Annotated in this window: 13 protein-coding genes and 1 tRNA gene; 6 read left to right on the forward strand and 8 right to left on the reverse strand. The window is 69.3% G+C overall.

The features are described 5' to 3' along the window. Positions 1 to 54 precede the first annotated feature (54 nt). Positions 55 to 270: a helix-turn-helix domain-containing protein gene (locus tag K9U15_RS11445; RefSeq protein WP_154270916.1), complete on the reverse strand. Its 216-nt coding sequence runs from the start codon at positions 268 to 270 to the stop codon at positions 55 to 57. 64 nt (positions 271 to 334) lie between these two features. Next, positions 335 to 409: transfer RNA gene (locus K9U15_RS11450), tRNA-Glu, on the reverse strand. A 417-nt stretch (positions 410 to 826) separates the two neighbouring features. Here K9U15_RS11450 and K9U15_RS11455 point away from each other — a divergent pair. The 3 genes from K9U15_RS11455 to K9U15_RS11465 all read left to right on the forward strand — a co-directional run bounded on the left by K9U15_RS11455 (position 827) and on the right by K9U15_RS11465 (position 5,186). Further along, complete coding sequence (locus K9U15_RS11455) at positions 827 to 2,317, forward strand: glycosyltransferase (RefSeq protein ID WP_123674125.1); 1,491 nt, start codon at positions 827 to 829, stop codon at positions 2,315 to 2,317. A 75-nt stretch (positions 2,318 to 2,392) separates the two neighbouring features. Further along, positions 2,393 to 3,301 carry a hypothetical protein gene (locus K9U15_RS11460; protein WP_301156142.1) on the forward strand — a complete coding sequence of 303 codons (909 nt, stop codon included), beginning with the start codon at positions 2,393 to 2,395 and terminating at the stop codon, positions 3,299 to 3,301. 259 nt (positions 3,302 to 3,560) lie between these two features. Then, positions 3,561 to 5,186: a DEAD/DEAH box helicase gene (locus tag K9U15_RS11465; RefSeq protein WP_123674189.1), complete on the forward strand. Its 1,626-nt coding sequence runs from the start codon at positions 3,561 to 3,563 to the stop codon at positions 5,184 to 5,186. A gap of 335 nt (positions 5,187 to 5,521) precedes the next feature. Here K9U15_RS11465 and K9U15_RS11470 read toward each other — a convergent pair whose 3' ends face one another. The 3 genes from K9U15_RS11470 to K9U15_RS11480 all read right to left on the reverse strand — a co-directional run bounded on the left by K9U15_RS11470 (position 5,522) and on the right by K9U15_RS11480 (position 9,323). Then, the gene (locus K9U15_RS11470) at positions 5,522 to 5,776 is read right to left on the reverse strand and encodes a hypothetical protein (RefSeq protein ID WP_087190648.1); all 255 of its coding nucleotides are present in this window, start codon (positions 5,774 to 5,776) and stop codon (positions 5,522 to 5,524) included. Between the two features lie 77 nt (positions 5,777 to 5,853). Continuing rightward, the gene (locus K9U15_RS11475; RefSeq protein WP_301156144.1) at positions 5,854 to 6,228 is read right to left on the reverse strand and encodes a DUF1667 domain-containing protein; all 375 of its coding nucleotides are present in this window, start codon (positions 6,226 to 6,228) and stop codon (positions 5,854 to 5,856) included. After that, positions 6,225 to 9,323 (reverse strand): FAD-dependent oxidoreductase, encoded by a 3,099-nt coding sequence (locus K9U15_RS11480; RefSeq protein ID WP_301156146.1) that lies wholly within the window; start codon positions 9,321 to 9,323, stop codon positions 6,225 to 6,227. The genes K9U15_RS11475 and K9U15_RS11480 overlap by 4 nt, the downstream gene beginning before the upstream one ends. 101 nt (positions 9,324 to 9,424) lie before the next feature. Here K9U15_RS11480 and K9U15_RS11485 point away from each other — a divergent pair, with 101 nt between their 5' ends. Continuing rightward, a complete protein-coding gene (locus K9U15_RS11485) occupies positions 9,425 to 9,802 on the forward strand; it encodes a NifB/NifX family molybdenum-iron cluster-binding protein (RefSeq protein WP_087190646.1) in 378 nt (125 codons plus the stop codon). Between the two features lie 190 nt (positions 9,803 to 9,992). Here K9U15_RS11485 and rplT read toward each other — a convergent pair whose 3' ends face one another. From rplT to infC, 3 genes are read right to left on the reverse strand one after another with little or no spacing between them, the layout of a single operon-like run. Beyond that, complete coding sequence (gene rplT / locus K9U15_RS11490; RefSeq protein ID WP_015540215.1) at positions 9,993 to 10,346, reverse strand: 50S ribosomal protein L20; 354 nt, start codon at positions 10,344 to 10,346, stop codon at positions 9,993 to 9,995. Positions 10,347 to 10,367: 21 nt separating this feature from the next. Beyond that, positions 10,368 to 10,565: a 50S ribosomal protein L35 gene (gene rpmI / locus K9U15_RS11495; protein WP_015540216.1), complete on the reverse strand. Its 198-nt coding sequence runs from the start codon at positions 10,563 to 10,565 to the stop codon at positions 10,368 to 10,370. Beyond that, the gene (infC, locus tag K9U15_RS11500) at positions 10,565 to 11,149 is read right to left on the reverse strand and encodes a translation initiation factor IF-3 (RefSeq protein WP_172623289.1); all 585 of its coding nucleotides are present in this window, start codon (positions 11,147 to 11,149) and stop codon (positions 10,565 to 10,567) included. Before infC ends, rpmI begins: the two co-directional genes overlap by 1 nt. A 481-nt stretch (positions 11,150 to 11,630) precedes the next feature. On the opposite strand from infC, the gene K9U15_RS11505 reads away from it, so the two are divergent. Then, complete coding sequence (locus K9U15_RS11505; protein WP_123674187.1) at positions 11,631 to 12,044, forward strand: YbaN family protein; 414 nt, start codon at positions 11,631 to 11,633, stop codon at positions 12,042 to 12,044. A 180-nt stretch (positions 12,045 to 12,224) separates the two neighbouring features. Beyond that, on the forward strand, positions 12,225 to 13,046 hold the full coding sequence (locus K9U15_RS11510; protein ID WP_096228283.1) for an arylamine N-acetyltransferase: 822 nt from the start codon (positions 12,225 to 12,227) through the stop codon (positions 13,044 to 13,046). Positions 13,047 to 13,068: the final 22 nt, after the last annotated feature.

Below are 13,068 nucleotides of genomic sequence, written 5' to 3' on the forward strand. Positions count from 1 at the left end.
GGGCGTCCAGGCATGCATGAAGCAATGCCCCCCCGTCGGGGATAAAATCTCGACTTAGAATGAGATGAGGTCTCCTACCCTCACTTTAAGAGCGGACGCGATGCGACATAGAACGTCGATGGTAACGTTCTTCGCGCCGTTCTCGATAGACGAGATGCACTGCTTGCTGCCGTTTCCTATGGTCACGGCCAGTTCCTCCTGAGTGAGGTCGAGCCCCTCACGGTATTCCTGTATCTTCCTGCCAAGCATTTTTCTCTCGTCGATTCCCATTTCCATTCCATCCTTCGCACGAAACAGAAAACCCGACTCCACGAGGGTAGCCGGGTTGCAAGGGTGGTGCCCCCAACGGGAATCGAACCCGTGTCTCAGCCTTGAAAGGGCCGCGTCCTGACCTCTAGACTATGGGGACGAAGTCGTTTTCCGCCAAGGAAAACAGCCTGAACATTATTGCAAAGCCAGCGCGGCAATGCAAGGGTGAATTTTCAGGCATCGAAGCGCCGAGCGCAGCGATGCCGCGGATGTCGGAGCAGGATGCCAGGGCGGCCCGCGCGTATCGGAACGGGCCCGGGTTCCAAGACGGCCCGCGCAAAGCCGAGAGATGGCGCTTCCGGCGCACGGTCGTGCCTTCCGAGTTCCCGTGCGCCGGAGTACCGCCGGCGACCAGTTTACCCGACGGCCGGGCGCGCACCTTCCCGTTCGCCGTCCGTCACGAATCCGTAACCATCGGGCGCCCCGCTTTCGGAAGGGTTCCACTCGTTCCGTGAATCCGGGTGCTGGCGGACCGGGAAATCGCCCGCAAGCGGGGACGTTGCGGTATGATGGAAGCATGGACACGGACAAGGCGGCTCGGCCGCAACCCCTAATCGATCGCCCCGGCGAGGCCGAGGAGCCCCCCTCGGGCCCCGTCGGAAATGCGAGGCCTTCCGATGCAGCCGACACGCCGGCCGCCGCGCCGGCATTGTCGGATACCGCAGAGCCCGCGGGCGACGAGGCCGCAGCGCCGCCCAAGCCGCGCGTCATCGTCATGCACGCTTCCGTGGGCTCGGGCCACCGCAGCGCGGCCATGGCCGTGGCCCAGGCCTTCGAGCTGCTGCGCGACGAGGCGGCGGCCGCCCGGGCCGGCGCCGGAGAAGCCGCAGACGGCGCGCCCCGCCCCCATGCGCCGCAGGGCGCGCTTGCCGGCGTTCCCGTTCCCGAGGACCTGGAAGTAGAGGTCGTCGACATCCTGGACTGGGGCCGCATCGTGTTCGACGGCGACCACGCCGCATCGCTCTTCACCGGGGCCACGCGTCCCATCTATGACCTCACCTGGCGCTTCACGCTCACCGGCCGCCTTTTGTGGGCCGGCGGCACCGCTTGGTCGCGCATCATGTACCCCGCCTTCACCGAGCACGTGCGCGAGGTGCGCCCGCTGGCCATCGTGTGCACGCACATCACGGCGGCGAACGTGGCCGTGGGCGCGCGCATGCTCTCGGGCCTGGAGTTCCCCATCGTGTGCGTGCCCACCGACTACGAGACCGAGGGCCTCTGGCCGCACCGCTACACCGACCTGTTCTGCGTGGCGAACGAGTCCATGGCCGAGACGCTGCGCCCCCGTCGCGTGCCCGAGGAGGGCATCCGCATCACGGGCATCCCCACGCGCGAGGACTTCCGCCGCACCTACGACCAGCGCGAGACGCGCGAGCGCCTGGGGCTGCCGCAGGACAAGACCGTGGTGCTGGCGCTGGCCGGCGCGCAGCTGCCGCGCCCCTACGTGCACTTCCGCGACGCGCTCGACAAGCTGCTGCCCTACCTCCACGCGCTTTCGGACATGCACTTCGTCATCGTGGCCGGCAACGACGCCGATTACGCCCGCCACCTGCGGCAGGAATGCGCCGATCTGGGACTTGCCAACGTGAGCGTGCTCGACTACGTGGAGGGCATGGCGGCGCTCATGGCGGCCAGCGACGTGGTCATCTGCAAGTCCGGCGGCCTCGTGGTCACGGAATGCCTGTGCGCGCAGGTGCCCATGGTGCTGTTGGGCCGCGCGTACGGCCAGGAGAAGGTGAACGTGCGGATGCTCACCTCGCTCGGCGCGGCCATGCACGTGACCACGTCCCGCGAGCTGCTGGACGCGCTGCGCCACATCGAGAAGAACCCGGAGAGCATCCGCTCCATGTTGATCAACGGCAGCTTCCTGCGCCACCCGGACGCCGCGCGCGACGTTGCCCGTGCCACGCTGGAGCTGGCCGCGCACCCCAAGGGCCCCGACGACCCGCAGCGGAGGAAGCATTTCCTGCGCTTCTACTGGGGCGGGAAGCCCGCGCACACGCGCTAGAGCCGAGCGGCGCATCGGACGGGGGCCAAGCGGCGGCGCCCGATGCGGCCCTCAAGCGACACGGAGGTGAACCGATTGGACGCAGCACCGAACCCCGCGAGCGGACACCGCGGGCCGAGACGAGCCGCCACGGCCGCGGCCTGCGCGGCCGTGGTCGCGCTCGCGGTCCTCGTCGCCGTCGTCGCCCTGACCCCGCGCGAGCGCCAACAGGACGCCTCCGCCATCCGCCATAGCGCTCCCGAGCTGATGGTGGCCGTGGACGAGTACCTCGACCCCCGCGAGGCCAAGGAGCTGTCCGAGGTCGGGGAGAACCCCCTCGACTTGCTGGTGGGCATATCCATGCTGTCCGAGGTGCGCTATTGCGAAGGCGCCGAAGAGGCCGCAACCTACTACGACTCGCCCGGGGCGGCGCTCGCGGCGGCCCGGGCGGCGCACGGCGAAAGCTCGCTTTACCAGAGCATGTCCGAACCGCTGTTCGTGTTCGAGGGACCGCCCTACGGCGGCAACCGCACCGCCGTCGCCGTATGCCTGGCCGCCGGCGAATCGGACGGCGATTGGCTCGCTTTCGCCTTCCTCGACCAGAGGGGAGAACGCTACTCGAACCCGCTCTACCTGGAATCCGCGCCCGCCAACTTCGACGTGATGCCGCAGCATCGCAGCCAGCCGCTCGCCTACGCCTCGGAGGAGGAGAAGGCGGCCGAGATTATCTTCGACTACCTGGGCGGCGACAAGAACCTGTTCGTCGCCAACGGCAAGGTGCCCGTCTACGTGGGCTGCTCCACGAACCCCGCCGTGCTCGGCATCACCGTCCTGGGCCGCCCGCCCGACGAGACCGCCACGTGCGAGCTCGGCGGAACCGTCTACCACCTCTGGGCGTACCGCACGTTCGACTTCAACCGCTACCTCATAGACAGCGGCTTCAACCTGGACGAGTTCTACCTCCCCGACCTCGTGCGGGCCCTGGAGATATCCGTGCCCGACTAGCGCGCCGGACGCGGGCCGCCCCCGCCGCCCGCTTTTCCCGCCTCCCGACTCCCCGCCCGCCGCCGCGGCGGTTCTGTGGCGATTCCGCGAGATCGCCCGCATGACCAGCGTCTTGGGGGATAATGGGGGCATTGCGCGCCGGGCGGAGCCCCGCTGCGCGTCGATCTTCCGAATGCGCGCTGCGGCGGATCGAGCCCCGCACGGCATCGACGGCCGCGGGCCGCCGTTTTGGAACCTTACGAAGCAGAAACAGAGGAATATGAAGCAGTTCAACGAGCTGGGGCTGTCCCCGGAAGTCCTCGACGCCGTAACGCGCCTGGGATACGAAACGCCCACCCCCGTGCAGGAGCAGGCCATCCCGCTGGTGCTGGAGGGCCGCGACCTCATTGCGGCCGCCAAGACCGGCACGGGCAAGACGGCCGCGTTCTCGCTGCCCGCCCTGGACGGGCTCGGGCACGCGAAGGGCGGGCAGGGGCCGCTCATGCTGGTGGTCACGCCCACGCGCGAGCTGGCGCAGCAGATCGGCGAGGTGTGCGCCGCCGTGGCCGTGTCCACCCACCACCGCATAGCCACCGTGGTGGGCGGCCTGTCCTACGAGCCGCAGATCCAGAAGCTCAAGCACGGCACCGACGTGCTCATCGCCACGCCCGGCCGCCTCGTGGACCTCATGGACCAAGGGGCCGCGCGCCTGGGCGACGTGGAGGTGCTCGTGCTCGACGAGGCAGACCGCATGCTGGACATGGGCTTTCTGCCCTCCATGCGCAAGATCATAGGGGCGACGCCCGCCAGCCGGCAGACGCTCCTGTTCTCGGCCACCATCGACCGCTCCATCATGGGCAGCGTGGGAAAGCTCCTGCACGACCCGGCCATGGTGGAGATAGCCCACAAGGGCGAGACGGCCGACACGGTGGAGCAGTTCATCGTCCGCGCCCCGCAGACGCTCAAGCCGGCCCTGCTGAAGGCGGTGCTGGCCGAGAAGGGGCACGAGCGCGTCATCGTGTTCGCCCGCACCCGCAGCCGTGCCGACGCCACGTGCCGCCGTCTGAAGAAGGCGGGCTACACGGCCGAGGCCATCCACTCCGACCGCAGCCAGAACCAGCGCCGCCGCGCGCTCGACAACTTCATGAGCGGCACCACCGACGTGCTCGTGGCCACGGACGTGCTGGCACGGGGCATCGACGTGGAGAGCGTCGACCATGTGATCAACTACGACCTGCCCACCGTGCCCGAGGACTACGTGCACCGCATCGGCCGCACGGGCCGCGCCGGCGAGGAGGGCTGGGCCATCTCGTTCGTGAGCCCGGAGACCGAGGACGCGCTGCGCGACATCCAGAAGCTCATCAAGCGCGAGATCCCCGAGATGGAGATAGCCTCGTTCGACGAGCAGGAGGCGCTGGCCGAGGCCGCTGCCCACGCCACGCGCAAGGCCGCGCGCACCGACCCCGAGATAGCCCAGGCCGCACGCGAGATGGCGAAGCGCGAGCGCAAGAAGGAGCGCGCCCGCGAGGCCGCCGCGGAAGGGGCGCAGGATGCCGGCGGGCGCGGGCAGGGTCGCGGTGCCGGTGCCGGCGGGCAGGGCGGCAGGAAGCGCGCGGCGAAGAAGCCGGCCGGCGTGGCAGGCGGCCAGCCGACCCGCCAGCGCCCCGCCCAGAAGGGCCCGAAGAAGCCGGCCTCGGGCGCGGCGGCGAAAGCCGGCAAGGGCCAGCCGACGGCACAGCCCTCGGCGAGGAAGCCCGCGCAGGGGGCCTCTGGCCGTCCCACCCAGTCGAAGCAGCAGCCGGCGAAGGGATCTTCGCCGGCGAAGTCCGCCCGCGGCGGCAGCGACCTGCGGCCCGGGCGCGCCCACCGCGCCGACGTGGCGAAGCGCCGCGGAAAGCAGCGCTAGGGAGGAGAATCGCACTGCCGGAAGCTGCGGCATCGGGCAATACCTGACCTAATGGCACAGGGACGAGATCCGGGGCCATGGCATGTTTTCCACCTGCGCGATTGGAACGATCACAGAGAAATACCTGTTCGGGAGAATCTGCCCTGCGTTATCCGGACGGCAAACATGCCATAGCCCCGGATCTCGTCCACCCGACCCTCTCCCGGCACCGGAACGGGTCGCCGGCAAGGCACCCGCATCCCCGCCGCCAGCTGGCCGGAATCGCCAGCTGGCCGTGGCCGTCCTCCCGTCATGGGCCAGCCGGGACGCCCTTCCGCCATCCGCGGGCGAGGGTCTTACCCCAGCGGGTCCTTGTTCTGGTTGGCGGCGACGCGAACCAGGCGGTTGGCGGCCCACACGAGGCCGGCCAGCACGACGAGCGCGCTGCCGGCCAGGAGCCACGCTCCCTGCAGCAGCTCGGCCAACAGGAAGAACGCCGCCGCGGCAGCGGCGAATATCAGCGCGACCACGCCCACAGCCACGATGGCCGTCCCCGCGATGCGGGCACCGCGCCCTTCCTCCTGCTGTCCCCGCACGTCTTCGTCCGCCATGGCGGCCACCTTGCCCCTTCGCCCTCGCCTCGCCTGCCGGCGCCCTCGCTCCTGGCAGCCCTTTGCAATCCTCGCCGCTATGGTACGCTTTTCGTGGCGACGACGTCCACGCCGGTGCCGCACGCGTCGGCCACGACGACGTCGCCCGCCGCGACCGGTGCCGCCAAGCGCGCGGACAGGCAGGCTGCCAGCACGTCGGCCACCCGGGCCTTCGGCACGGGGGACGCCGTCTTCACGCTCACGGGTTCCAGGCAGCCCTCCACGGGCAGCACGGCCGTCACCATGCGCTCGGGCGCCGCAGCCTCGCGCTCCGCGTACGCCGCACCGCGCCCGCACGTATTGCCGGACACCTCGGTCACGCTGCCATGCTCGTCGAAAGACACCTCAAGCTGACAGCCCAACGGGCAGCAGATGCAGGTGAACGTGGTTATCTCGGTGGCAAGCTGCATCATTCGGCTCCCCCTCCCGCCACGTCGGGCCGCTTGTCGGCGCCTCGCGCGGCCTGCAAAGCCGCCGCTTGCGACGCAACGGACGGCGGCGCATCGTCCGGACGCCCCTCCACCCGCACGTGCAGCGAGGAGAGGCCCGCAACGTCGGCACCCGATAGCTTGATCTGCACCATCTCGGCCGGCACCGCCACCATGGTCTTGGCTTTCTTCACCGTGCGCACCGACCCGTCGGCAGCCACGCCCTCCACGAAGAAGCGCGGCCCGCGCAGGGCGCGCGACACGCGCAGCGACAGCGTCACGTCCTCGTCGGCACCCGTGGCCGGGTCGATGGCCTGGGGAACCACGTAGCGAACCCCCTCGTCCGGGAGCACGGGAACGGCCGTCACGGCGGCAACCGGCAACGCGGTACCGCGCGCCCCCTCCCCGGCAGCATGCCCGCCGAGGGCAACGCGGCGCGCATAGGCCGCCGCAGCCGCGCCGGCCGACTCGCCCTCGGCGGACGCATGGTCCACCAAGTCGTGCACATGCAGCGCGTTTCCGCAGGCGAAGAGCCCCGGCACGCCGGTGGCCAACCGGTTGTCGACCCGCGGGCCGCCCGTCACCGCATCGAGCGCCGCGCCGGCCGTCTTCGCCACCTCGTTCTCGGGGATGAGGCCCACGGACAGCAGCAGGGTGTCGCAGGCCACGCGCCGCTCGGTACCCGGAACGGGCTTGAGCGTGGCGGGGTCGACGTGGGCGATGTGCACGGCCTCCAGCCGGCCCGCACCCTCCAGCCGCACGACCGTGCGGCTCAGGTGCAGCGGGATGCCGAAGTCGTCCAGGCACTGCACGATGTTGCGCCGCAGGCCCGAGGGATGGGGCATCAGCTCGTAGACGCCCTCGACCTGGGCGCCCTGGGAGGCCAGGCGGCGCGCCATGATAAGGCCGATGTCGCCCGAGCCCAGGATGACGGCGCGCCGGCCCGGCAGGCACCCCTGCAAATTCATGAAGTTCTGCGCGCTGCCGGCCGAGAACACGCCCGACGGGCGGCTGCCGGCCAGGTTGAGCGCGCCGGCGCCGCGCTCGCGCGAGCCCGTGGCCAGCACGACGGCGCGGGCGCGCAGCACGTGGACCCCCGCCCCGCTCACTGCGCGCACCACAAGCTCCCCGGCATCGGCGCGCGCCGCGTCTACCGAAAGCACCGACGCTCCGAGCAGCACCTCCACGCAGGCCGTCGCACCGGGCGCATCCTGCGCCCCGGCCTCACCGCCAACGGCGGCCGGGCGCCCTTCGAGCGCCGCGGCCTCGCGCGCGGCGTACTCGGGCCCGGTGAGCTCCTCGCCGAAGCGGTGCAGGCCGAACCCGTTGTGCACGCACTGCTTCAGGATGCCGCCCAGCTTCGCCTCGCGGTCCACCAAAAGCACCCGGCGCGCTTCGGCGTCGGCTGCGGCGCGCGCAGCGGCCATGCCCGCCGCGCCCCCGCCCACCACGACCACGTCGTAGGGGGAACCCGCCACGTAAGGGGCATCGGCAAGCGACCCGACCGTGTCGGTGCCGCGCCCTGCCGCGCCCGAAAGCGCGTGCGCGCCGGCCGCAAGGCCCCCTTCGCCTTCGATCCGCGCCAGCGCCGCATAGTCCGGCCGCGCCGCGGCCACGAGCGGCGAGCCCGGCAGCCGCTTGTCCAAGGCGTCCGGAGCCGTGCCCGTCTCGCGCGCGACGATCTTCGCGATCTCGGGCGAGCAGAACCCGCCGTGGCACCGCCCCATCGTAGCGCGCGTGCGCCATTTGAGCGCGTCGAGCGAGAGCACGGGCACCGGGCCATGAAGCGCCGCCACGACCTCGGCCTCCGTCACCTCGCAGCAGCGGCACACCACATGCCCGGCGCGTGGATCGGCCGCGATGGCTCGGGCACGCTCCTCCTCGCCCATCCCGGAGAACGGAACGGCGTGCCGGCGGCGCGGGTCGAAGTCCGGCCTTGGCGAAGCCCCCAGCAGCCCGGCCACGCCGGCGGCCACGTCCACGGCCACGGCGGGCGCCGAGGTGAGGCCCGGAGAGTCGAAGCAGGCAACGTTGAAGAAGCCCGGCGCGTCGTCCGGCTGGCCGATGACGAAGTCGCCCTCCGCGCACGAGGCACGCAGACCCGCGAAGTTCGCGATGACTCCGCGCGTGCCCGCATCGGGCCACGTTCGCCGCGCCGCCTCCAGCACGAACGCGAGGCCCTCGGCGCTCGTGGACACGTCCTCCTTGCTCCCCTGCTCCACGGCGTTCGGCCCCACCAGCAGGTTGCCGTGCACGGTCGGCGTCACGAGCACGCCCTTGCCCGCGCGCGAGGGCGCTTGGAACACCGTGTGGGAGAACGCGCCGCCCTGGTCGGTGTCGTAGAGCAGGTACTCGCCCCGCCGCGGCACGATGCGAAGCTTGTGGGCGCTCACCAGGTTGTTCAATTCGTCGGCATGCACGCCCGCCGCGTTCACCACGGCCCGGCAGGCAATGCGCGCGCCTGACGAGGTCGACACGAGATAGCGCCCGCCCGAGCCGTCCGGACCGCCCTCGCCGGCCTGCCCCGACCGCCCGATGCCCACCACCCGCTCGCCGAAGAACAGCCGCGCGCCGTGCTCCGCGGCCTGCTCCAAGCAGGCGAGCGCAACCTCGTACGGATCGCATAGGGCGCCGGTCTCGGCCAGCAGCGCGCCCTTCGCAGACGGGGCGACGGCCGGCTCCAGCGCGCGCACCTCCGCAGCGTCCAGCTCGCGCACGCCCTCCACGCCGTTCTCCGCCGCCCGTGCCACGAGCGCACGGACGCTCGCCAGCTCCTCGTCGGTGAACGCCAGCACGAGCGAGCCGTTGCGCCGGTAGGCGAAACCCAGCTCGTCGGCCCACCGAGCGAAGAGCCGCGAGCCCTCCCGGTTGTAGCGCGCCTTGAGCGTGCCGGGCACCGGGTCGTAGCCGGCATGCACGATGCCGGAGTTCGCGCGGGTCGCCCCGCAGGCCACGTCGTTGCCGGCTTCGAGCACGGCCACGTCAAGCCGGTAGCGGGACAGCTCGCGGGCACAGGCCGCGCCGGCTATGCCCGCTCCAACCACGACGACGTCATAAGAAAGCTCTTCAAAGGTATCCATGTCGTTCAGCTTACTATTTTTCCCCGCTGGGCGAAAGGGCGGACACGCAATCGGGCAAACACGCTATCGTAAGGGAGTCAGATCGAATGGAAAGGGTGCTCATGAGGATCGCAGTAGCCAGCGAAGGCTTGGAAGTTGCTCCCCGTTTCAGGCAATGCGCCAGCTACATGTGTTACCGGGTCGACCGGGGCATCATCGTGGAATGCCAGAACCTGCCGAACCCCGGCTTGGCCGCCCCCAAGCTCGTGGCTCTGCTCGTGGAGATGGGCGTGGACACGCTCATCGTGGGAGCCATCGACTACGACGTGGCGAACGTGTTCTGCCATGCAGGTATCGAGGTCATAGCCGGCGCGCACGGAAGCGCGCGCGAAGTGGTGCAGGCCTACCTCACCCGCACGCTCACCGGCGTGGACGAGCTGTGCCACCTGGATGGCTGGGAGCACGAAGATGGCCACGACCGGGATCTTGCCGAAGCGTAAGACGCCCGTCCCCTCCACGGGGCGTGACATTGTCCCCGTCCCCCTGTCACACACGTCCCCCTGTCACACCCCTGTCACACCCGGCGCCCCGTCGAGCACCGCAAAAGGCCCCGCGATGCGGGGCCTTTTCTTCATGGCGCCGTTCGTTCCCGGCGCAGAAAGCTCTGCAGGCCCGAAGGCCCGCAGGTTGCTACAGGGCCTTCTTGGCGACCTCGGTGATGGCGGTGAACGCCGCGGGGTCGTTGACGGCCATGTCGGACAGAACCTTGCGGTCCAGCTGCACGCCGGCCTTCTTGAGGCCGTTCATGAGCACCGAGTAGCTCATGCCGTTGATGCGGGCGGCCGCGTTGATGCGGGTGATCCACAGGCGGCGGATCTCGCGCTTCTTGTTGCGACGGTCGCGGTACATGTACTGGAGCGAATGCTGCACCTGCTCCTTCGCGGCACGGTAGGAACGGGACTTCGCACCGTAGTAGCCCTTGGCGCGGTTGAGGACGGTACGACGCTTCTTATGGGCGCTGACTGCACGCTTGACACGAGCCATGTTCTATCACCTGTTCCTTCTCTAGCGAAGGCCGAGACCGCGCGCGACGGTCTTCTGATCGGCCTTGGACACTTCGGTTTCGTGGCGGAAGTTGCGCTTGCGCTTCTGGCTCTTCTTGGTCATGATGTGGCTCTTGTAGGCCTTCGAGCGCATGATCTTGCCGGAACCGGTGACGCGGAAACGCTTCGCGGTGCCGCGATGGGTCTTCATCTTGGGCATTACTCGTCCTTCCCTTCAGCTTCCTTCTTCTCGTTTTCCTTTTTCTTCTTCGCCGCCACCGCTGCGGGCAGGGGGGCGATGAGCATGTGCATGTTGCGGCCTTCCATCTTCGGCTGGTTCTCGATGACCGCCTCGTCCTTCAGGTCGTCGGCCAGGCGCTCCAGGATGGTGAGGCCCAGCTCCGGGTGCGCCATCTCGCGCCCGCGGAACATGATGGTGATCTTCACCTTGTTGCCGGCGTCGAGGAAGCGCATGACGTGCTTCTTCTTCGTCGTGTAGTCGCCCACGTCGATCTTCGGCCGGAACTTCATTTCCTTCGTCTCGACCTTGCTCTGGTTCTTGCGGGCCTGCTTGGCCTTGATGGCCTGGTCGTACTTGAACTTCCCGTAGTCCATGATGCGGCACACGGGCGGTTCGGCGTTCGGGGCGATCTCCACGAGATCGAGCCCCTGGTTGTCCGCGACGCGCTGGGCCTCCGCCGTGACGTAAATGCCCATCTGCTCGCCGTCGAAGCCGATTAGACGGCATTCCCGGACGGTGATTTCTTCGTTGAGCCGAGGCTCTTGAGCAGCTATCGCGCTCACCTCCCATTCTTCCGCGCTTGCGCGCTTCAATGAAAAACCCGCCGCTCCGGAAAGCGACGGGTTCGATTCTCATGACCGGGCCGCGTGCGGCCCCGTATTCGAGCGACCCATCAGCAGCCGAAGCGCCGAATCAGGTGGAGGGTTTCCCCTCGCTTGTGTAAACAGCCTGCCTATTGTAGCACGGCAAGCAGAAGATGCAAGGGGTGAATCGTCCTTTTCGCGGAACCCTCCCTGCCGTCTTCTCCGCCTCCTCGCCAAAGCCATCCTCTCTCGCCATCTTTTCGCCAGGCCACGTGCAATCGGCGATGCCGCGTGCCGGCCATGCGCGCAACCTCGCGCATGGCCGGAAAGGACCTTCCGAGGCCGCCCGTCGGGAAAACCCCGCGGATTCCGCCCGCGGAGCTTGGCGTTCGGTATACTGCTGCCAACGGCGAAACGCCGCCGAGGAGCACCGTCCGCCCACCGCTACGGAAGGACTTCCATGAATCGCCTGCCCCGCCTGCTCATGCTCGCCGGAGCCTGGATCGCCTGCATCATAGGCTGCATCGGCGTGTTCGTGCCCGTGCTGCCCACCACCCCGCTGCTCCTTCTGGCCACGTTCCTGTTCGCGCGGTCGTCGCCGCGCTGCCACGCGTGGATCATCTCCACGAAGGTGTACCGCACCTACGTGGCCGCGTTCAAGGAGGCCGGGGGCATCCCCGCTGCCACGAAGGTGCGCATACTCACCGTGTCGTTCGTGCTCATGGGCGCCAGCGCCTTTTTCGTCCGCAAGCCCGTCGTCTGGATCGTCCTGGGCTGCGTGGCCCTGTTCCTGCTGTACCTCATGCTCGTGCGCATCCCCACCATCTCGCTCGAGAACGTGCGCGCCGCCCGCAAGGCCGACGAGGCCGAGTAGGCCGCCGCGCCGGTCGCGTTCCGCCCGCCCTGTCGACCTGCGCCCGCCCGCCATGCAAGCGGCCGCATCGAGCAAGATGGAAGGCCCATCCCACTTTACGTGCGTTTTGCGTTATCATTGGCACGTGACGCCTCGGGCGCAGGGGAAGCCCGGGCACCGTAGACCGAACAGGGGAGATCTATGGAAGGCGAATTCGCTCTCGGCGCGCAAAGGACGCGCGCCTACCTTGCACGCCTCGGGCTCGAGCGGCCCGAACGTCCCACGCGGGAGGCGCTCGACGAACTCGTCTACGCGCACCAGTGCTCCATCCCGTTCGAGACCATCGACATGTACCGCTGCACCGAGCCGCCCGACCTGGAGCCGGCCCGGGTGTTCGACAAGCTGGTCGCGCAACGCCGCGGCGGCTACTGCTTCGAGCTGAACGCCTTGTTCGAGGCGCTGCTGGCAAGCCTGGGCTACCGGGTGCGTCCGTGCCTGTGCCGCGCCGTATGCGGGGCCAAGGTGAAAGATCCCATCAACCACCGCGCCGTGCTCGTGGAGCTGGACGGCAAAGAGGTCCTCGTGGACGTGGGCTTCGGCGGGCCGCTGCCCTCGGCCTCGCTCTCGCTCGCGGACGGACAGGAGCAGATCATCCGCGGCGAGTCGTTCACCGCGCGCCGCATCGACGCGTACTGGTGGGCCGTGGACCGCGTGACCGGGGCGAAGAAGGATCTCTACGGCATCGAGGGGCCCTCTCGCATGCAGACCGAGCTGGAGCTGTGCCTGGCAACCGTGATGGACAGGGACTTCGACGCGCTCAACCTTGCCTGCTCCCGTCCGGGCACGGAGTTCCACGACCACCGCATAGCGAACCTGCGCACGCCGAACGGCTACTTCGCCATCTGGGACGACATGCTCACCGTGCGAAAAGACGGCAAGAAGGAGCGCATCCCCCTGCCCGACGAGGCGGCCTTCGCCGACGCCTGCGAGCAGTACTTCGGCTTCCGACCGCACGGGGCGTGAGAAGGCGCGAAAACGGGATCGC

It is taken from the genome of Gordonibacter sp. RACS_AR68 (assembly GCF_030418485.1).
Taxonomy (GTDB): Bacteria; Actinomycetota; Coriobacteriia; order Coriobacteriales; family Eggerthellaceae; genus Gordonibacter; species Gordonibacter urolithinfaciens.